General features: G+C 75.4%; 16 protein-coding genes and 1 pseudogene. 14 read left to right on the plus strand and 3 right to left on the minus strand.

Translation table 11 applies throughout. The annotated features are described in order from the left end of the window. The first annotated feature begins 52 nt into the window (after nt 1–52). From hypF to J7W19_RS00285, 13 genes are all read left to right on the plus strand, one after another. Nucleotides 53–2,332 (plus strand): carbamoyltransferase HypF, encoded by a 2,280-nt coding sequence (gene hypF / locus J7W19_RS00225; protein ID WP_210455233.1) that lies wholly within the window; start codon nt 53–55, stop codon nt 2,330–2,332. Between the two features lie 16 nt (nt 2,333–2,348). After that, the gene (locus J7W19_RS00230; RefSeq protein ID WP_040890402.1) at nt 2,349–2,615 is read left to right on the plus strand and encodes a HypC/HybG/HupF family hydrogenase formation chaperone; all 267 of its coding nucleotides are present in this window, start codon (nt 2,349–2,351) and stop codon (nt 2,613–2,615) included. A gap of 61 nt (nt 2,616–2,676) precedes the next feature. Then, nucleotides 2,677–5,379: a bifunctional acetate--CoA ligase family protein/GNAT family N-acetyltransferase gene (locus J7W19_RS00235; RefSeq protein ID WP_004946969.1), complete on the plus strand. Its 2,703-nt coding sequence runs from the start codon at nt 2,677–2,679 to the stop codon at nt 5,377–5,379. Nucleotides 5,380–5,498: 119 nt separating this feature from the next. Continuing rightward, a complete protein-coding gene (locus J7W19_RS00240; protein WP_004946970.1) occupies nt 5,499–6,680 on the plus strand; it encodes a 4Fe-4S dicluster domain-containing protein in 1,182 nt (393 codons plus the stop codon). Then, nucleotides 6,677–7,132 (plus strand): Crp/Fnr family transcriptional regulator, encoded by a 456-nt coding sequence (locus J7W19_RS00245; RefSeq protein WP_004946973.1) that lies wholly within the window; start codon nt 6,677–6,679, stop codon nt 7,130–7,132. Before J7W19_RS00240 ends, J7W19_RS00245 begins: the two co-directional genes overlap by 4 nt. After that, nucleotides 7,129–7,932 carry an FAD/NAD(P)-binding protein gene (locus J7W19_RS00250; protein ID WP_004946976.1) on the plus strand — a complete coding sequence of 268 codons (804 nt, stop codon included), beginning with the start codon at nt 7,129–7,131 and terminating at the stop codon, nt 7,930–7,932. Before J7W19_RS00245 ends, J7W19_RS00250 begins: the two co-directional genes overlap by 4 nt. 1 nt (nt 7,933) lies before the next feature. After that, the gene (locus J7W19_RS00255; protein WP_004946978.1) at nt 7,934–8,734 is read left to right on the plus strand and encodes an NADH-quinone oxidoreductase subunit B family protein; all 801 of its coding nucleotides are present in this window, start codon (nt 7,934–7,936) and stop codon (nt 8,732–8,734) included. Between the two features lie 90 nt (nt 8,735–8,824). Beyond that, complete coding sequence (locus J7W19_RS00260; RefSeq protein ID WP_106429649.1) at nt 8,825–10,096, plus strand: Ni/Fe hydrogenase subunit alpha; 1,272 nt, start codon at nt 8,825–8,827, stop codon at nt 10,094–10,096. A gap of 10 nt (nt 10,097–10,106) precedes the next feature. Then, complete coding sequence (gene hypD, locus J7W19_RS00265) at nt 10,107–11,240, plus strand: hydrogenase formation protein HypD (protein ID WP_004946983.1); 1,134 nt, start codon at nt 10,107–10,109, stop codon at nt 11,238–11,240. Beyond that, nucleotides 11,237–12,274 (plus strand): hydrogenase expression/formation protein HypE, encoded by a 1,038-nt coding sequence (hypE, locus tag J7W19_RS00270; protein ID WP_004946986.1) that lies wholly within the window; start codon nt 11,237–11,239, stop codon nt 12,272–12,274. The genes hypD and hypE overlap by 4 nt, the downstream gene beginning before the upstream one ends. A gap of 81 nt (nt 12,275–12,355) precedes the next feature. Further along, nucleotides 12,356–12,637: an SHOCT domain-containing protein gene (locus J7W19_RS00275; RefSeq protein WP_004946989.1), complete on the plus strand. Its 282-nt coding sequence runs from the start codon at nt 12,356–12,358 to the stop codon at nt 12,635–12,637. A gap of 171 nt (nt 12,638–12,808) precedes the next feature. Continuing rightward, nucleotides 12,809–13,495 (plus strand): CBS domain-containing protein, encoded by a 687-nt coding sequence (locus tag J7W19_RS00280; RefSeq protein WP_040890408.1) that lies wholly within the window; start codon nt 12,809–12,811, stop codon nt 13,493–13,495. Beyond that, nucleotides 13,488–14,138, plus strand: a complete 651-nt coding sequence (locus J7W19_RS00285; RefSeq protein WP_004946994.1) for a CBS domain-containing protein — start codon at nt 13,488–13,490, stop codon at nt 14,136–14,138. The genes J7W19_RS00280 and J7W19_RS00285 overlap by 8 nt, the downstream gene beginning before the upstream one ends. Nucleotides 14,139–14,436: 298 nt before the next feature. On the opposite strand, the gene J7W19_RS00290 is transcribed toward J7W19_RS00285, so the two are convergent. The 3 genes and pseudogenes from J7W19_RS00290 to J7W19_RS32555 form a co-directional block, all read right to left on the minus strand. Further along, nucleotides 14,437–16,842 (minus strand): glycoside hydrolase family 65 protein, encoded by a 2,406-nt coding sequence (locus J7W19_RS00290; protein WP_004947000.1) that lies wholly within the window; start codon nt 16,840–16,842, stop codon nt 14,437–14,439. Between the two features lie 273 nt (nt 16,843–17,115). Next, nucleotides 17,116–17,238, minus strand: a pseudogene (locus J7W19_RS32550) (esterase/lipase family protein); the annotation flags it as partial. After that, nucleotides 17,213–17,371: a hypothetical protein gene (locus J7W19_RS32555; RefSeq protein ID WP_233478324.1), complete on the minus strand. Its 159-nt coding sequence runs from the start codon at nt 17,369–17,371 to the stop codon at nt 17,213–17,215. The gene J7W19_RS32555 and the pseudogene J7W19_RS32550, both read right to left, overlap by 26 nt. A 414-nt stretch (nt 17,372–17,785) precedes the next feature. Here J7W19_RS32555 and J7W19_RS00300 point away from each other — a divergent pair, with 414 nt between their 5' ends. After that, nucleotides 17,786–19,429: a hypothetical protein gene (locus tag J7W19_RS00300; protein ID WP_004947001.1), complete on the plus strand. Its 1,644-nt coding sequence runs from the start codon at nt 17,786–17,788 to the stop codon at nt 19,427–19,429. The last annotated feature ends 100 nt before the right edge of the window (nt 19,430–19,529 follow it).

The following is a 19,529-nucleotide window of genomic DNA, read 5'->3' on the forward strand; positions in this document are numbered from 1 at the left end:
GGCGCCCGGAGCGGCGGTGGTCCCGGCCGGGGCCCCGGGGCGGGTCGCTCGGATGATCACAGTGTCCGGCCGCGTGCAGGGTGTCGGCTTCCGCCCCTTCGTCCACCGGCTGGCCACCCGGTTGGGGTTGGACGGCTGGGTCCGCAACGCCGCCGGCCGCGTCGAAATGGTCGTGGCCGGGCCGCCGATGGCGGTGGAGAGCATGGTCGGGCTGGTGCGCACGGAGGCCCCGCGTACGGCCGACGTCCGCCGGGTCGCCGTGGCGGATCCGCCCGGCCCCCCGCCGCCGCCGGGCGCGGGGTTCACCGTCCGGCCCAGCGCCCGGACCGGGACCGGCCGCCCGGAGGCCCGCGAGGTGCCGCCGGACGTCGCCGTCTGCGAGGCGTGCCTGCGCGAGCTGTTCGACCCCCCCGACCGGCGCCACCGCTACCCGTTCGTCAACTGCGCGGACTGCGGGCCGCGGGCCACCGTCGTCGAGGACCTTCCGTACGACCGGGAGCGCACGGTGATGCGGCGCTTCCCGCTGTGTGCCGCGTGTGCCTCCGAGTACGCCGACCCGGCCGACCGGCGTTTCCACGCGGAGCCCACGGCGTGCCCCGCGTGCGGGCCGCGGCTGGCGTGGGAGGGACTCACCGGTGACGCGGCGCTGCGGGCCGCGGAGGCGGTCGTCGCCGGCGGGGGCATCGTGGCGGTCAAGGGGCTGGGCGGCTTCCAGCTGGTCTGCGACGCCACCGACGCGGGGGCCGTGGCCCGGCTGCGGGCCCGCAAGCGGCGGCCGGCCAAGCCGTTCGCCGTCATGGCCGCCGATCTCGCGGGCGCCCGGCGCCTGGCACGGCTTCCGTCCGCCGCCCTGGCGGCGCTGACGTCCCCGGCGGCGCCCATTGTCCTGGCGCCGGCCCGCCCGGGCTCGTGCGCCGCGCCCGGCGTGCATCCGGGCACCGGCCTGGTCGGCGTGTTCCTGCCCACCACGCCCCTGCACCACCTGCTGCTGCGCGACCTCGCCCGGCCGTTGGTGGTCACCAGCGGCAACCGCTCGGGCGAGCCCATCGCCGTCGACGAACCGGCGGCCCGGGAGGCGCTGGCGGAGGTGGCCGACGGCTTCCTGGTCCACGACCGGCCGATCCGGGCCCGTTACGACGACTCGGTGGTCCGCCCGGTGGGCCGCACGGTGCTGACGGTACGCCGGGCCCGCGGTCTCTCCCCCGCTCCGCTCGCGCTCCCCGTCGCGGCCCCCCGGCCGATCGTGGCGGCCGGCGCCCAGCTGAAGCACACCTTCGCCCTCGCCGCGGGCGCCCGGGCGGTCCTGGGGCCGCACACCGGCGATCTGGAGGACGCGACCACGCTCGACGCCTTCGAGACCGCCTACGCCGACCTGTCGCGGCTCACCGGCATCGAGCCCCGGGTCGTAGCCTACGACCCGCACCCCGGCTACCTGTCCACCCGGTGGGCGGCGGCCCGGCCCGCCGAGCGGCGGATCGCCGTGCAGCACCATCACGCGCACGTCGCCGCCTGCGCCGCCGAGCACGGGCTGGACGGGCCGTTCGTCGGGGTCGCCTACGACGGGCTGGGGTTCGGCGACGACGGCACGCTGTGGGGCGGGGAGGTCCTGGTCGCCGACCTGGTCCGGTACCGGCGGGCGGGGCGGTTCGCCACCGCCCCGCTGCCCGGCGGGCCGGCCGCCGTGCGCCGCCCCGCCCGCATGGCCCTGGGGTACCTGTACGGGACGGAGGAGCTCGGCGGGCCCGGCCTGCCGCCGTCCCTGGCCGGGGCTTTCGAGCGGCGCCTCGGCCCGGAGGAGGTCCGGGTGGTCCGGACGATGGTCGAACGCGGCGTCAACTGCCCGCGCGCGTCCAGCGCCGGGCGGCTCTTCGACGCCGTCGCCGCCCTGCTGGGCCTGTGCGACGACGCCTCGTACGAGGGCCAGGCGGCCGTCGCCCTGGAGGCCGCGGCGGGGGACGAGCGCGCCGAGGCCCTGCCCTGGCGCCTCGCGCGGGCGGGCGGACTGTGGGTGTACGACCCCGCCCCCACCCTGGCGGCCGTGCTCGACCGCGCCGGCGCCGGGGAGCGGACGGGCACGCTCGCCGCCGCGTTCCACCGCACACTGGCCGAGGTGACGTCGGACCTGGTCCACCGCGTCGTGCGCGCGGGGGCCCCGCCGACCGTCTGCCTGGCCGGCGGCTGCTTCCAGAACGCCCGCCTGCTCACGGAGACCCGGGCCCTCCTCCGGGACCGAGGGCTGCGGGTCCTGGTCGGCACGGCCGTACCGGTCAACGACGGGGGCATCGGCTACGGGCAGGCGGCGGTCGCCGCGGCCCGTCTGAGGGAAACCTGAGAGAAGGGCGACGACGATGTGCCTGGGGATTCCGGGACGGGTGGTGGAGATCCGCGACCGCGCGGGGCTGCGGATGGCCACGGTCGACTTCGGCGGGGTGCGCCGCGAGGCGTGCCTGGCGTACACGCCGGACGCGGGCGTGGGCACGTACGTGGTGGTCCACGTCGGGTTCGCCATCACCACGGTCGACGAGGCCGAGGCGGAACGGACCCTGGAGGTGCTGCGGGCCATGGCCGACGCCGTGGAAGGGGAACTCGGCGAGCCGCTGCCCCGCTCCGGCTGACGCCGGTCTGGCGCGCTCCGGAAACACCGGTCCATGCTGGAGACCGAGGAGGCGACCTGCCATGACCCGTGCCCCGGAGTCGCCGGCCGGCGCCGTGTACGCGCTGCTCGCCGACGGGACGACCGTGCGGGTGCGGCCCGTCGGCGCGGCGGACCGCGCGGCGGTCCTCCGGCTGTACGAGCACATGTCCCCCGCGAACCTGCGCCTTCGTTTCTTCTCCAGCGGCTCGCTCCTCGCGCGCAGGGCGACGGACGCCCTGTGCCGGGACGCCGGGCCCGGTGACCGGGCGCTGCTGGCGGAGACGGCCGACGACGTCGTCGGAATCGCCGAGTACCACGTCGTGCCCGCCGATGGGCCGGCGACCGCCGAGGCCGCCCTCGCCGTGGCGGACGAGTGGCACCACCGCGGCGTCGGAACGCTTCTGCTCGAACACCTCGTCGACCTCGCCCGCGCCGCGGGCGTCCGGGTGCTGACGGCCGACGCGCTGAGCGAGAACCTGCCGGTCATCCGGGTCTTCGCCGACCTCGGGCTCCCCGTGCGGCGGCGTTACGTGGGTTCCGAGATCCACGTCCGGGTCGCGTTGGTACCGGACGAGCGCTACCTGGACACCCTCGACGCCCGGGGCCGGACCGCCGACGTCGCCAGCCTCCGGCCGCTGCTGCGCCCCCGGTCGGTCGCCGTGGTGGGCGCGGGGCACCGTCCCGGCTCGGTCGGCCGGGCCATCCTGCGCAACCTGCGGGCCAACGGCTTCACCGGTCCGGTGCACGTCGTCAACCCGCACGGTCCCGCCCTCGACGGCCTGCCCTGCCACCCCTCCGTGGCCGCCCTCCCGGATGCCCCGGACCTCGCCGTGCTCGCCGTCCCCGCGCCCGCGGTGCCCGCCGTCGCCGAGGAGTGCGGTGCGCGCGGGGTACGGGCGCTGGCCGTGGTGACCGCCGGGCTCGACGCGGACCAGGCGGCCGGGCTGCGGGCGGCGTGCCGCCGGCACGGCATGCGCCTGGTCGGCCCCAACTGCCTCGGGCTGGCCAACAGGGAGCGGGACGTCCGGCTGGACGCGACCTTCGCCGCCCGCTTCCCGCTCCCGGGCACGGCCGGGGTCGCCACCCAGTCGGGCGGCGTGGGCATCGCCCTGCTGGACGGGCTGTCCCGGCTGGGCATCGGCGCGTCGACGTTCGTCTCGCTCGGCGACAAGTACGACGTGAGCGGCAACGACCTCCTCCAGTGGTGGGAGGAGGACGGGCGCACCGACCTGGCGGTCCTGCACCTGGAGTCGTTCGGCAACCCGCGGGCCTTCTCCCGCACCGCGCGGCGGGTGAGCCGGCGCATGCCCGTGCTCACGGTGGACGCGGGGCGTTCCGAGGCCGGGCGGCGGGCGGCGGCCTCGCACACGGCCGCCGCCGCCACTCCGACGATGACCCGGCAGGCACTCTTCCACCAGGCCGGTGTCATCGCCACCCGGACCATCGGCGAACTGCTGGACACCGTTGCCCTGTTGCACACCCAACCGCTGCCCGCCGGCGACCGCGTGGTGGTGGTCACCAACGCGGGCGGGGTGGGTGTGCTGGCCGCCGACGCCTGCGTCGAGGCCGGTTTGAGCGTCCGTCCGCTGGAACCGGGCCTGGCGGCGGAGGTCGCGGCCGTGCTGCCGGAGGGCGCGGCGGTCGGCAATCCGGTGGACACCACCGCCGCCGTCCCGGAGGACCGGTTGCGGGCCTGTGTGGACCTGCTGGCGGCGCACCGGGACGTCGATATGGTCCTGGGGGTCCTGGTCCCGACGGCGCTCGGCGCGGCGACCGGCGACGACCCGGTGCGGGCGTTCACCCACGCGCCGGACCGGGCACCCCGTACGACGGCCCTGGTCCTCGTGGACCGGTCCGCGCGGGTGGAGTCACTGCCGGCCGAGCGCGGCGGGGCGGTGCCCGTGTACACCGACGCACAGGACGCGGCCCGGGCCCTGGCGTACGCGGCGGCCTACGCCCGGCGGCGGAGCCGTCCGCAGCGCCTGCCGCCGGAGCCGGCGGGCATCGACGTGGACGGGGCCCGCGCGGACGTGGCCGCGTGGCTCGCCGAGCGGCCCGAGGGCGGCTGGCTCGATCCGGTCGAGTGCGCGCGGCTGCTCGGCCGCTACGGCATTCCGCAGGTGGACTGGGAGTGGGTGTGCGGCGAAGAGGCCGCCGTAGCGGCAGCCGCGCGCCTGGCGGGGCCCGACGGCCGGGTGGTGCTCAAGGCGCACTGGCCGGGGCTGGTGCACAAGACCGCCGAGGGGGCCGTCCGGCTCGACCTCCAGGGCGAGGCGCGGGTCAGGTCCGCGTACCGGGACCTCGCGGACCGCTTCGGCGATCGGCTCTCCGGCGTCGTGGCGCAGCCGCAGGCGCCGCACGTCCTGGAGCTGGTGGCGGGCGTCGTCCAGGACCCGGTCTTCGGCCCGCTGGTCCTCTTCGGACAGGGCGGCACGGCCACCGACGTGCTGGCCGACCACGCGGCCCGCCTCGCCCCGCTGACCGCCTACGACCTGGACGACCTGATCACCGCGCCGCGCTGCTCCGTCCTGCTGTCGGGCCGGCACGGCGGCGTCCCCGTCAACCTGGAGGCGCTCGAACGCCTGCTGCTGTGCCTGTCCCGGATGGCCTGCGACCTGCCGGAGCTCGCCGAGGCCGACCTCAACCCGGTGGTGCCCCGCCCGGACGGTGTGATGGCGCTGGACGCCCGGGTGCGGCTGGCGCCCCACACGGCGTACGACCCGTACCTGCGGCGCCTGCGCTGACGCCCGGTCGGCCGCCCCTCCCTGCGCGCTCGGCGTGCGGGGCGCCGCGGGCACGGTCAGGCTGGGGACACCACCGCCCCTTCGAGCCCTTCGGGCTCTTCGAGTGAGCAGGAGCCGCCATGCCCTCCGCGACGGCATCGCCGCACGCCGACGCAGCGGCGTGCGTGCTGGACCGGGACGGCGTCGGGTCCCTGGTGCGGGAGCTGCGCGCCCGGGGCCGTACGGTCGTCGGGCCGACGGAGCGGGACGGCGCGATCGTGCTGGCCGAGCTGGAGTCCGCCGACGAGCTGCCCTACGGCTGGGGCGTGGAGCTGGAGGCGGGCCGCTACCGGACCAGGCGGAGGGCCGACACGGCGGCGTTCGCGCACAGCGCCGGCCCCCAGTCGTGGAAGAACTTCCTGCATCCCGAGCGCGTCCGGCAGTGGACCGCCGACCGCGCGCCCGACGGCGGACTGACGGTCCGCGCGGAGCGCCCGGAGCCCGTCTCGTTCGCCTTTCTGGGCGTACGCCCGTGTGATCTGCGGGCCGTCCAGATCCAGGACCGGGTGATGCTCGGCGGCCGGCACCGGGACGACGCCTACGGAGAGCGCCGGGCCGGCGCGTTCCTGGTGGTGGTCGAGTGCACCGAGCCGGGCGCCACCTGCTTCTGCGCCTCGATGGACACGGGACCCGCCGCCCGCCCCGGCTACGACCTGGCCCTGACCGAGGTGGTGGACGAGGCCGGGCACCGGTTCCTGGCCCGCGCCGGGACCGAGGAGGGCGCGGACGTCCTCGCGTCCCTGCCGCACCGGCCCGCCGACGGCCTCACGCGGACGCGTGCCCGTGAGGGCGTCGAGGCCGCCGCAGGGCGGATGGGCCGGACGATGCCGGAGACCGACCTGCGCGCGCTGCTCGCCGGGACCCTGGACGCCGAGCGCTGGAACGACGTCGCCGCCCGCTGCCTGACCTGCGGCAACTGCACCATGGCCTGCCCGACGTGCTTCTGCACCACCACGGAGGACGTCACCGACCTGACCGGTGACCATGCCGAGCGCTGGCGGCGCTGGGAGTCCTGCTACGACCTGGAGTTCACACATCTGCCCGGCGGCTCGGTCCGGAGCAGCGGGCGGAGCCGCTACCGCCAGTGGCTCACTCACAAACTGGGCACCTGGTGGGACCAGTTCGACAGTTCCGGCTGCGTGGGCTGCGGCCGGTGCATCGTCTGGTGCCCGGTCGGGATCGACATCACGGAAGAGGCCCACGCGCTGCACCGGGAGGCCCTGGAGGGCGGGGCCGGCGGCGGAGAGGACGCGGCGTCGTGAATCGTTCGGGAGTGCTGGCCGCCCTGCCTGACGGGCCCCGGGAACGGCTGACGGAGCTGGGCCGCGAGGTGTCCTTCGACGCCGGTGCACGCCTGTTCGAGGAGGGCGGCCGGGCCGACCGCTTCTGGATCCTGCGCACCGGCAACGTCAACCTCGACATGCACGTGCCCGGCCGCCGGCCCGCGGTCGTCGAGACCCTCGGCCCGGGGCGCATGCTGGGCTGGTCCTGGCTGTGTCCGCCGCACCGGTGGCACCTCGGCGCGGAGGCGATCAGTCCGGTACGGGCCTGGGAGTTCGACGCCGCCGAGGTGCTGGCCCTCTGCGAGCGCGACCACGAACTCGACCACGCCCTCCTCACCTACGTCGTCGAGGTCATCGGCCGCCGCCTGCGCGCCGCCCGCACCCGGCTCCTCGACCTCTACGGCCCCTACGGCAGCGGACCGACACCGTGACCGCCACCCCCGTGCCCTACCGGGTCGTGGACAACCGGCCGGAGACCACCGACACCCGCACGATCGAGCTGCGGCCGGCCGGCGAGGCGCTGCCGGACTTCGCCCCGGGCCGGTTCGCCATGCTCTACGCCTTCGGGGTCGGCGAGATCCCGGTGTCCGTCGCCGGGCTGCGGGACGGCACGCTGACCCACACGATCCGTGGGGTGGGCGCGGTGTCGCGCGCCCTGTGCGCCGCCCGCCCGGGCACGGAGGTGGGGGTGCGGGGCCCGTTCGGCACCGGCTGGGACCTGCCGGCCGCCGCCGGCCGCGACCTGCTCGTGGTGGCGGGCGGCATCGGCCTCGCCCCGCTGCGACCACTCGTCCACGCCGCGCTCGCCGCACCCCGCGCGTACGGTCGGCTGAACGTCCTCATCGGCGCCCGCACCCCCGAGGACCTGCTCTACCGGGACGAACTGCCCGGGTGGGCCCGGCCGTACCGCGGAGTGACGGTGGACCGCCCGGCCCCGGCCTGGACGGGACGCGTGGGCGTGGTCACCTCGCTCCTGGACGAGGCGGAGTTCACCCCGGCCACGACGACGGCCTTCGTCTGCGGCCCCGAGGTGATGATCCGCGCCACCGCCCGCGAACTGCTCCACCGCGGCGTCCCGGCCCGGCACATCCGCGTCTCCCTGGAACGCAACATGCACTGCGCCACCGGCCACTGCGGCCACTGCCAGCTCGGCCCCCTGCTGCTGTGCCGGGACGGTCCCGTCGTCGGACACGACCGGGCCGAACCCCTGCTCGCCGTGCGGGAGCTGTGAGATGACCGCGCCCGCACGCCCCCGTCCCCGGCTCGGCGTGTTCAAGTTCGCGTCCTGCGACGGCTGCCAGCTCACCCTGCTGGACTGCGAGGACGAACTGCTGCCGCTGGCCGACCGGATCGAGATCGCCCACTTCGCCGAGGCGTCGGGCGACATCCGGCCGGGACCGTACGACCTCGCTCTCGTCGAAGGGTCGGTCTCCACCCCCGAGCACCTCGAGCGCGTCCGGCGCGTCCGCGCGGAGTCCCGCCACCTGGTGACCATCGGCGCGTGCGCCACGGCGGGCGGTGTCCAGGCCCTGCGCAACTTCGCCGACGTCACCGAGTTCCGGGCCGTCGTCTACGCGAAACCCGAGTACATCGAGACCCTGGCCACCTCCACCCCCATCTCGGCTCACGTCCCCGTCGACTTCGAGCTCCGCGGCTGCCCCATCGACCGCGGCCAGCTGATCGAGGTCGTCACCGCCTTCCTCGCCGGCCGCCGCCCCGACATCCCGGACCACAGTGTCTGCTTCGCCTGCAAACGGCGCGGCACCACCTGCCTCCCGGTCGCCCACGGCACCCCCTGCCTGGGCCCGGTGACGCACGCGGGCTGCGGCGCCCTGTGCCCGGCCTACGGGCGCGGCTGCTACGGCTGCTTCGGCCCGTCGGGCTCGCCGAACATGCCCGCGATGATCCCGCTGCTGCGCAGCGACGGCATGAGCGACGAGGACATCCTGCGCTTCCTGCACACCTTCAACGTCGACGACTTCGCGGCGATCGAACCGCCCGGGACACTCGGCGGACGGGAGGAGTCCCCGTGACGCACCGCGGCTCGCGCGTCCTGCACGTCGGCGCCCTCGCCCGCGTCGAGGGCGAGGGGGCGCTGCGCCTGCGTCGAGGGCGAGGGGGCGCTGCGCCTGCGGATCGACGACGGCACCGTCACCGGGGCCGAGCTGCGCATCTACGAGCCGCCGCGCTTCTTCGAGGCGTTCCTGCGCGGGCGCCGGCACACCGAGCCGCCGGACATCACCTCCCGCGTGTGCGGCATCTGCCCGGTCGCGTACCAGACGAGCGCCTGCCACGCGATCGAGGACGTCTGCGGCGTCACCGTCGACGAACGGCCGGCCGCCCTGCGGCGGCTCCTGTACTGCGGGGAGTGGATCGAGAGCCACACCCTGCACATCTACCTGCTGCACGCGCCGGACTTCCTCGGCCGCGACAGCGCGATCGACCTCTCCCGCACCCACCGGGCCGACGTGGAACGGGGGTTGCGGCTCAAGCAAGCCGGCAACTCCATCATGGAGTTCCTCGGCGGCCGTTCCATCCACCCGGTCAACGTGCGCGTCGGCGGCTTCCACCACGCGCCCGCGCGGGCCGACTTCCGCCCGCTGGCCGAGCGGCTGCGACGGGCCCGCGACGACGCGCTGGAGACCGTCGCCTGGGTGGCGGGCTTCGACTTCCCGGACGCCGAGTGCGAGGCCGACCTGCTCGCGCTGTCCGTGCCGGGGACGTACGCCATCGAGACGGGCGTGCCGACCGTCCTGCCGTACGGCGCCGGCCAGGCCCGCCGGACGTTCCCCCTCGCGGACTTCACCACGCACGTCGTCGAGGAACAGGTCCCGTACTCCACCGCGCTCCAGGCCCGGCTGGACGGCAGGCGCCACCTGACCGGCGCCCTGGCCCGGTACGCCGTCAGCGGTCATCTGCTCCCGCCCGCCGTCCGGGACGCGGCCCGGGCCGCCGGACTGGCGGACCCCGCCTCCGGCGAGGTCTGCCGCAACCCCTTCCGCAGCGTCGTCGTCCGAGCCGTCGAGGTCCTGTACGCGGTGGAGGAGGCACTGCGCCTGATCGACGCGTACGAGCGCCCGTCGCGCCCGGCCGTGGACGTCCCGCCCCGGGCCGGGACGGGCCACGGCGCCTCCGAGGCGCCGCGCGGCACCCTCTACCACCGCTACGTCCTCGACGCCGAAGGACTGGTGACCGACGCCCGCCTGATCCCGCCCACCTCCCAGAACCAGGGCGCCATCGAGGAGGACCTGCGCCGGATCGTGCAGGACCGGCTGCGGCGGGGCGACGCCACCGACGCGGAGCTGACGCGGCTGTGCGAACGGGCCATCCGCAACCACGACCCGTGCATCTCCTGTTCGGCCCACTTCCTGGACCTGACCGTCGAACGAGCGTGAGGACAGCCGTGTGAAGTACCTCGACGAATACCGCGACCCGGAGCTCGCCCGCCGGCTCCTGGACGAGCTCCACCGCACCGCCACCCGCCCCTGGCGGCTGATGGAGGTCTGCGGCGGCCAGACCCACACGCTGGTCCGCCAGGGCATCGACGAGCTTCTCCCCGCGGGCATGCGCATGATCCACGGGCCCGGCTGCCCGGTCTGTGTCACCCCGCTGGAGACCCTCGACAGAGCCATGGCCATCGCCGCCCGCCCCGGGGTGATCCTCACCAGCTTCGGCGACATGCTGCGCGTCCCCGGCTCCGACACCGACCTGCTCGCCCTACGGGCGCGCGGCGCGGACGTCCGCGTCGTCTACACGCCCATGGACGCCGTCCGGCTCGCCGAGGAGCACCCGGGCCGGGACGTCGTCTTCCTCGCCGTCGGTTTCGAGACCACGGCCCCCGCCAACGCCATGGCCGTGCTGCACGCCTCCCGCCTGGGACTGCGGAACTTCAGCGTGCTGGTCAGCCACGTGCTCGTGCCGCCCGCCATGACGGCGCTGCTGGACTCCCCCGAGTGCGGGGTCGAGGCGTTCCTGGCGGCCGGGCATGTCTGCGCGGTCATGGGGTGGACGGAGTACGAGCCGATCGTGGCCCGCCACCGGGTGCCCGTGGTCGTCACCGGCTTCGAACCGCTCGACCTGCTGGAGGGGATCCTGATGGCCACGCGGCAGCTGGAGGAGGGCCGGGCCGAGGTCGAGAACCAGTACGCGCGGGCCGTCCGCCGCGGCGGCAACGGCGCGGCGCGGGCGGCCGTCGCCCGCGTCTTCCAGGTCACCGACCGCTCCTGGCGCGGCATCGGCGACCTCCCGCGCAGCGGCCTGGAACTCCGCCCGGAGTTCGCCGCCTTCGACGCCGCGCGGCGGTTCGACGTCGACCGGCTGCGCCCGGCGGAGCACCCGGAGTGCGTCGCCGGCGGCATCCTCACCGGCGCGCTGCTGCCCACCGACTGCACGGCCTACGGAACGCGGTGCACGCCCCGCCATCCGCTGGGGGCGCCCATGGTGTCGGCCGAGGGCACCTGCGCGGCGTTCCACGCGGCCGGGCGCGTGGCGGCCGGCGTCACCGGTGTCGTCGGCGTCGGGGAAGGGAACGGTTCATGATCACGGAATGCCCGGTGACCCGCCCGGAGGGCGAGCGCGTCCTGCTCGGTCACGGTGCCGGCGGCCGGCTCACCGCCGAACTCCTGGAGGGCACGGTCCTGCCCGCCTTCGGGGGGCGGGCAGGTCCGCTGGAGGACGCCGCGCTGCTGCCGGGATCCGGCGACCTGGTGATGACGACGGACGGGTTCGTCGTCAGCCCGCTGTTCTTCCCCGGTGGCGACATCGGCTCCCTCGCCATCCACGGCACCGTCAACGACCTGGCCATGCGGGGCGCCGAACCGCTCGCCCTGTCGGTGGCCCTGATCGTCGAGGAGGGCCTGGAACTGGGGCTGTTGGAGGCCGTCCTGCGGTCGCTGGGCGAAGCGGCCCGGGGCGTCGGCGTCCCCGTGATCACGGGGGACACCAAGGTCGTGGGCCGGGGCGCGGCCGACCGGCTGTTCATCACCACGACCGGGATCGGCCGACGCCTCCCCGGGCTCTCCCCGTCCGCCGCCGGCGCCCGCCCGGGCGACGCCGTCCTGCTGTCGGGCCCGATCGGGCTGCACGGCACGGCGGTGCTCAGCACGCGGGAGGGCCTGGGCTTCGAGGCCGACATCGCCTCCGACACCCGTCCCCTGCACCGCCTGGTGGCCGCGCTCGCCCCGCTCGGCGACCGGCTGCGCGTCCTGCGCGACCCCACCCGCGGCGGACTGGCCGCCGCCCTCAACGAAGTCGCGCGCGACTCCGGGGTGGTGATCGACGTCGACGAGCGCGCCGTGCCGGTGCCGCCACCGGTGGCGGCGGCCTGCGACCTGCTCGGGCTGGACCCGCTGCACGTGGCCAACGAGGGCTGCATGACCGTCTTCGTCGCCCCCGACGCCGCCGACGCGGCCCTGGCCGCGCTGCGTTCCCTGCCGGAGGGCACCGGAGCCGTCCGCGTCGGGGACGTCCTCCCCGCCGACGGGCACCCGGGCCGCGTCGTCCTGCGCACCGCCGTGGGAGCCCGGCGCGTGATCGACATGCCGCTCGGCGAACAGCTGCCCCGCATCTGCTGACGCCGCGCCGCGAGGGACCATGGAGGTGGGCCCCGGGGGCGGACGCCCGGACCCTGGAACCGACTGGGGAAGTGAAGCGCGATGTTCTGGTACGGCCATGGCGTCGGGGGCTGGGGCGTCTTCGCGATGACGGTGGGGATGGTCCTGTTCCGGGCGCTGGTCATCGCCGTCGTGGTGCTGCTCTTCCGGGCGCTCGCCCGGCCGCCGCACGGCGGCCGGGGAGCCGACCGCCGGGAGGGCCCGGTATCCGGTCACGCCGAGCGGATCCTCGCGGAGCGGTACGCGCGCGGGGAGATCGACGAGGAGTACGCGCGGCGCCTGGCCACCTTGCGGGGCGCGCACCCGGGCCGTCCGGAGCGGTGACGCTCCGGCGCTGATCGCGCTGCCCCGCCTTCCCCGCCCGCACACCGGGCGCTGGCAGTACGCCTCCGGGAGTGGTGTCCTGGAGGTGCCGGGCATGCGTCGCCTGCGGGGTCGGGGTGTCCGACGGGTTCGCCACCACCGCCGACGGACCGAAGGGACCGGAAGATCATGTTGGAGCACCGCACGGTCGACGAGCTCATGACCCGGAACGTGGTGCGGGTCCGCCCGGACACCCCTTTCAAGGAGATCGTCAAGGAACTCGCCGAGAACGACGTGACGGCCGTGCCGGTCGTCGATCAGGGTGGCCGGGTGGTGGGCGTGGTCTCGGAGGCCGACCTGATGCGCAAGTCGGCCGACCAGCCCGACCCCTTCGGCCGCGTCCCGGTACCGAACCCCGAGGCGTGGGAGCGGGCCAAGGCCGAGGGCGCCCGGGCCGAGGAGCTGATGTCCGCTCCCCCGGTGTGCGCCCGGCCCGAGTGGAACGTGGTGGAGACCGCACGGCTGATGTCGGCGCAGAACGTCAAACGCCTGCCCGTCGTCGACGAGACGGACCGGCTCGTCGGCATCATCAGCCGGGCCGACGTCCTGCGCGTCTTCCTCCGAGAGGACTCCGCCATCCGGGAGGAGATCGAGCGGGACCTGCTCCAGCGGACGATGGGTGTGAGCCCCTCGGCCGTCCGCGTCGAGGTGTCCGAAGGGCAGGTCCGGCTGACCGGTGACGTCGAAGCCCGGAGCATGATCCCGGTCATCGAGCGGCTGTGCCGCTCCGTCGACGGCGTCGTCTCCGTCCACCAGCGCCTCGCCTACGCCTCCGACGACACCGGAGGCGGCTTCCCCCGGGGAGCCGGCGGTGCCTGACACGCCGCGTACCGTCGGCGACGTCATGACCCGGACGGTCGTGGCCGTCAGCGCGGAGACGCCCTACAAGGAGATCGCCGGGGCCCTCGCGCGGTGGAAGGTCAGCGCGCTGCCCGTACTGGCCGGCGAGGGCCGGGTCATCGGCGTCGTCTCGGAGGCGGACCTGCTGGTGAAAGAGGAGTACAAGGGCCGCGAGCCATCCGCCGTGGACCGGCCGGAGCGACTCGGCGACCCGGCCAAGGCGGCGGGCCGGACGGCGCAGGACCTGATGAGCGCACCCGCGATCACCGTGCACGCCGATGCGCCCGTCGCCGAGGCCGCCCGGGCGATGGCGCTGCGGGGCGTCAAACGCCTTCCGGTGGTCGACGCCGAGGGGAAGCTGGTGGGCGTCGTCAGCAGGGCCGACATCCTCAAGGTCTACCTCCGCGCCGACGAGGACATCGCCGCCGAGGTGCGCGACGAGGTCGTCGCCCGCCTCTTCCCCCACGAGCACCCGACGGTGGAGGTGCGCGTGGACGAGGGCGTCGTCACCCTGTCCGGACAACTGCCCGACGCCGGGATGGTGCCGCTCCTGGTCCGTCTGGTCCGGGCTGTGGAGGGCGTGGTCAACGTCGACCTCCGCCTCGTCGGGGTCGGGGGCTGAAGCGGCCGGCGTCTTCCGCCCACTGTTTCCGGGCGCGAACGGCGGCGCGGCGCCGGCACGGGCCGGTGGTCTCCGGTGCTCCGGACGGCGGGGCACCGCTCGGCGGCCCCGGGTGGAGCGGACCTGGTCACCGGAACGGCCGAACACGTCACCGACACGCACACGATCGAAGACCTGGTCACCCGGCCCGGCGCACGCCCCTGGACCGGAGGCCGACGCGACCTGTGGGTCCGGCTCCGGCCCGGCGAGGTGACCGGACGCACCATCCGCACAGGGTGAATGGCCGGGGGCCGACGCCTCAGAACCTCAGTGTCCTGGTCTCACCGGGTGCGACGGTAAGTGAGCGGCCCGGGAGGACGACCCTGATCGGCAGTTGCTCGGAGTCCGGCACGCCGATCGTCAGTTCTCCGCTCCGGACGCGCAGCCGGACCCCCCAGTGGCCCCGGTAGCGGAGGGTGAAGGAGAACTCCGACAGCTCCGGCAGTTCCACGGGGTCGAGCCACAGGGCGTCCTCGCGGGTCTCCAGCCCGGTCAGGCCGCGCTGGACCAGGTCGAGGGTGCCGCCCATCGCTCCGAGGTGGACGCCTTCCGACGTGGTGCCGCCCTGGAGGTCGGCGATGTCGCCCTCCAGCGCCTCGCGGACGTACCGCCAGGCGTCGGCGCGCCGGGCGCGGGCCAGGACCCAGCCGTGCACGACCTCGCTGAGGGTGGAGCCGTGGCTGGTGCGCCGCAGGTAGTAGTCGACGGTGCGCCGCCACAGCTCGTCGTCGAGCGGGTGGCCCAGGCGGTGGAAGAGGGCGGCGAGTTCGGCCGGGGAGAAGAGGTAGCCGAGCATCAGCACGTCCGCCTGCTTCGAGACCTGGTACCGGTTGACCGTGTCCCCCTCGGCCTCCAGGACGCGGTCCAGTCGGCGGATGTCGCCGTACCGCCGCCGGTAGCGCTCCCAGTCCAGTTCGGCCAGGTCGCCGTAGCCGTGGAACTGGCTGACGACGTCCCGGTGGGACGGGTCCTGGTGGAAGGGCACGTACAGGCGTCGGGAGACGTCCTCCCACAGCGGCGGCTCGCCGAGGTCGAGAACGCCGCGTTCGACGAGCTCCTGCCGGCGGCGGGCGGGCAGGCCGCGGACGAGGTCGAGGGCGCGGGCCAGGACCCAGGCGGCCGTGACGTTGGTGTACGCGTTGTCGTCGATGCCGGGCCGGTCCACGCCCGGGTAGGCGTCGTGGTACTCGTCCGGACCCATCACCCCGCGGACGCGGTAGCGGCCGGTCCCGGGGTCGGGGACGGCGGCGCTCGCCCAGAAGCGGGCGATGCCCAGCAGCATCTCCGCGCCCTTGCCGTACAGGTACTCCAGGTCGCCGGTGGCCTGGGCGTATTGCCAGACGTTGTAGGCGATCGCCGAGCCGACGTGGCGCTGGAGGCGGGTGTGGTCGGGCAGCCAGCGGCCGGAGCGCGGGTTCAGGTGCAGCCGCTGGCTCTCCTCGCGCCCGTCGCTCCCGCTCTGCCACGGGTACACGGCCCCCGCCAGCCCCTCGTCCCGAGCCGCCCGGACGGCCCGCGGCAGGCGCCGGTGACGGTAGTCCAGCAGTGCCCGGGAGACCTCGGGGAAATGGAGGTTCAGGTACGGCAGCACGAACAGCTCGTCCCAGAAGACGTGCCCCCGGTACGCCTCCCCGTGCAGCCCGCGCGCGGGAACGCCGACGTCCAGATCGGCCGTGTGCGGGGAGAGGGTCTGCAGCACATGGAAGAGGTGCAGGCGCAGCACCCGGCCCGCCTCGCCGGGCACATCGAACTCGGCCCGGCGCCACAGCTGCTCCCAGGCGGCGGTGTGCGAGCGCAGCAGCTCGGGGAAGTCCGGCGCGGCGGCGACCCGTTCCACGGCGGCGCCGAGGGGGTCGGCGATCGCCCGGTCCCGGGAGGTGTGCAGGGCGACGGTCTTGGTCAGCGCCACCGGCACGTCCGCCGGCAGCAGGAGGACGAAGCGGTGCCCGGCGTAGTGCCCGACCGCCGTGCGTTCGGCCGGCGCCGGCTCCGGCCCGTCGGCATCGGCCCGCTGGGCCATGCCGACACCGATGTCGGAGGTCTTGGTGCGGCAGTGCAGCCACACGATCCCCGGATCCGCCGTCCCTGTGCGCACGCCGGCCAGGTGACGGCGCTCCAGGGCCCGGTAGCGGTGGACATTGGCGTTGGTCACGTTCCCGTCCAGCCCGGCCTCCACCTCGGCCCGCCCGGGACGCCCCTCGGCCGTGAAGACCGTCCGCAGCGCGGCCAGATGCGGATCCCCCATGTGCACCAGCCGGCACTGTTCCACCCGCAGCGTCCCTCCGTCGTCCGTCCGGAGGCGGAAGGAGCGGGTGAGGGTGCCCCGCCGGATGTCGAGGGTCTGCCGGTAGTCCTCGGTGTGGCAGCGGTCGGGTGTGAACCAGGGCCCGGGCGCGTTGTCGGTGGGCAGCGGCCGGAAGCGCAGGGGCAGCCAGTCGGGCAGGTTCACCAGGTCCTCGTTCTCGACCTGCCGGCCCGCGACCGTCGAGACGAGGCGGTCGTAGCACCCGGCCACGTAGGTGCCCGGGCAGTGGACCAGCCCGCCCCGGCACTCGGGGGCCGCGCCGCGCGTCGCGAAGTAGCCGTTGCCGAGGGTGTGCAGCGCCTCGCGCAGGCGCTCCGCCGCCGGATCGTACCCCTCGTACTCCCAGGCCCACTCCCGCATCACCGGCCTCGCTTCCGTCGTGTCCCAGGGGGCGGCCTCTGCCTCGGTGGCCGGCTGCTCACCCGGAGCCGCACGCGCAGTCGGACACCTTCACTGCCGGCCTTCGGGCGCGTGACGCCACGGTGACCGGCGTCTGCCCCACGATGGTCACCTCTCCGCCGCTCTCTCGTACCGCCGGATCGTCGCGCGGCTCCTCGCCTCCAGCCTGGGTCCACCCGAGCGCCCCGGCCACCCGGACCTTCCTCGCCGTGCGCCGTAGGCCGACGCGGAGCGGTAGTAGCGCGGCATCATGCCACCTTGCGAGTGACCGACGATGTCGACCTGCCGGGTGTGCGTCGTCGCGAGGACCCCGTCGACGAACGTGGCGAGTTCACGGGCCGACCGGGCGTCCGGCCCGGTGTTCGCCGGTGCCGTGGGCGCCGTCGCCGTGGCGGTGACCGTCGTCGGCACCGGCCGGGAGGGCCGGACCGAGCACGGCGGTCGAGGCGACGATCAAACCGAGGGCAGGCGTGGTGATGCGCTGGAACACGGTTCTCCTGGTTCTCCACTTGGGCGGTGCCGGCTGAAGCGCAAGCCCAGACGGCAGCGTTCATACGCTTAACCCTTGAGAGGGATTCCGGTCTGCCGGAGTCGAGGTAAACCCACCGCCGGAACGCAGCGGCTGCCGGCCCGTTGACGGGAGGGCGTGAGGGTCCGCCCGGGTTCGCGCGGAGTGTCCGGACAACGGCGGTGGCGGGTATCCGGGCGAGGGGCGGCGGCCCACGGCCGCGCCTTCACCGCTACTTCGCCGTGGGCGCGATCGTGTGGCCCCCGCAGCGAGGGTCTCGCTCGCGTGCGAACAGGGCGCGCCCGAATGCCCCCGTTCCCCGGAACTGATCGGGCGGCATCCTCCATGATGGGGACCGCCCGGCGCAACGGATCAAGGAACGCGGGAGGTGCGCGCATGGTGGTGGAAGCCGGTACGCGGCAGGAGGAGCACGTCGTAGGGCGGGTGTGGACGGTGCGGCTGGACCCCTACGGCCGCCCTTCCGCCGGTGCGGTGAGAGTCTCCTGCTCGCGCCCGGCCTGCGCCGATCAGTGCTTCCCCGGCGGCACCGCTGACGGGCGCAAGGCCGCGGTCGGCCACGTCAACGCGCATCTCGCCCGCATCCGCGCGGGTGGAGGGCCGCGCGGTGAAGCGCGGTGTGCCTGCCGCGCGGCCGACTGCGCGTGGCACACCCCCGATCCCGCCGCCGGACGGTCCGGCGGTACGCGATCGGGGCCGGGGCCGACGCGGTGCGGCGGCCCGGTGGTGTTGACGGTGTACGCCGACCGTGCCGGACGGCTGTGGCGCATCGCGGAGATGTGCGCGCGCTGCGCGGCCGCCACCCCCGACTGCCGTGTCCTGGACACCGCCCCGCCCCCGGCCCGTACCGCCCCCGCCGGGGGGGAACAGGCGGCAGGGCAACCGGCGGAGCAGGGGAGAGCGGGCGGCACGCCACGGGAGGGTGTGGCAGCGGTCTTCTCCGACCAGGGCCCTGTCCCCGCCGGTGCGTCGCCGTCCGCGGCCTCCTCGCCGGCGCCGGTCCCTCGTGCCCGCCGGGGCGCCTCATCGGGTGGGGCGCCCCGGCGGGCGAAGCGGTGGGGGAAGATCGCCCAGCGGATCGTGCCCCCGGATCTCGAGCCCGACGTGCTGCGCCTGGAGCTCGTCGAGCTCGGGGACGCGTTCCGCGCCTACCAGCAGCGCGCCGAGCCCGACCTCGCCCTCCTCGCCGAACTCCATGAGCGCAAGGCCCGCGCCTTCGCCCTGTGGGCCGACGTGAGCGGCGACGACTCGCTGCGCCACGAGGCGCAACGCGCCGAGGCGGCCGTGCAGGCCACCCTCGAGATGCACGCCAACCGTTGCGGTCTGCCCGTCGACGGCGCGGGCGGCGACGGGCCGGCGGTGGAACGGCTGCTGACCCGCCCCCAGGCCGAGCACGCCCGCACGGTGCTGGACTACGTCGCCGCCCACGCCCCGCACCCGGGGGCCGAGGTGCGCCTGGCGGTGCTCATGCTCATCCTGCGGGCCGCGAAAGCCGGCACCGGGAACGTCACCGGCCAGGACCTCACCGGCTGGCTCGGGGACGATGCCGAGCGGGTGGTCCGGCAACTGGTCGAGGCCGACTGGCTGCGCCTGCCCGGCACCGTCGCCGAGCTGCTGGCCTCCCGCCCCGAAGACCCCACCGCCGTCACCGTCCCCGCGCTGCTGCCCGACCGGCCCCGCCCGTTCGACTTCGGCAAGACCACCCGCGCCAGGATCTCCGGCTGGGCCCAGAAGGTGGTGGGCGACCGGAAGCTCCGCAAGAAGAAGGCCACCGCCGTCACCCGGCTCCTTGCGCTGTACACCGTCGCCCACACCCGCCCCGACGGACGGCTCGGACGCGCCGAGGACGACGGGCTCGCCCTGGACCAGGTCGCCGCGTTCTGCTCCCTGCCCCCCGACCGGATCGGCGAACACACCGAACGACTCCTCGCCGCCGACTGGCTCACCGAGGCCGACACCACCGGAGACCGGCTGCGCGGACAGCTCGCCGAGCGAGCCCTGCCGCTGTCGGGGATGCTGTGAACCCGCGGCAGGAAGGGCTGAGTTGACGCCGCTCTCGGGCGGGAGAGTTCCCGCATCGCGGCGCTCTGCCGCTCCGCCGCCTTCGCGACGGCCGGGTCCG

The organism is Streptomyces mobaraensis NBRC 13819 = DSM 40847 (genome assembly GCF_017916255.1).
In the GTDB taxonomy this organism is placed as follows: domain Bacteria; phylum Actinomycetota; class Actinomycetes; order Streptomycetales; family Streptomycetaceae; genus Streptomyces; species Streptomyces mobaraensis.

Bases quoted from the DNA above. Each gene is read 5' to 3' on its own strand.
- J7W19_RS00235 (WP_004946969.1), top strand. From the start codon at position 2,677: ATGACCCGTGCCCCGGAGTCGCCGGCCGGCGCCGTGTACGCGCTGCTC.
- hypE (WP_004946986.1), top strand. From the start codon at position 11,237: ATGATCACGGAATGCCCGGTGACCCGCCCGGAGGGCGAGCGCGTCCTG.
- J7W19_RS00275 (WP_004946989.1), top strand. From the start codon at position 12,356: ATGTTCTGGTACGGCCATGGCGTCGGGGGCTGGGGCGTCTTCGCGATG.
- J7W19_RS00300 (WP_004947001.1), top strand. From the start codon at position 17,786: ATGGTGGTGGAAGCCGGTACGCGGCAGGAGGAGCACGTCGTAGGGCGG.
- J7W19_RS00255 (WP_004946978.1), top strand. From the start codon at position 7,934: ATGACCGCGCCCGCACGCCCCCGTCCCCGGCTCGGCGTGTTCAAGTTC.
- J7W19_RS00290 (WP_004947000.1), bottom strand. From the start codon at position 16,842: ATGCGGGAGTGGGCCTGGGAGTACGAGGGGTACGATCCGGCGGCGGAG.
- hypF (WP_210455233.1), top strand. From the start codon at position 53: ATGATCACAGTGTCCGGCCGCGTGCAGGGTGTCGGCTTCCGCCCCTTC.
- J7W19_RS00240 (WP_004946970.1), top strand. From the start codon at position 5,499: ATGCCCTCCGCGACGGCATCGCCGCACGCCGACGCAGCGGCGTGCGTG.
- J7W19_RS00230 (WP_040890402.1), top strand. From the start codon at position 2,349: ATGTGCCTGGGGATTCCGGGACGGGTGGTGGAGATCCGCGACCGCGCG.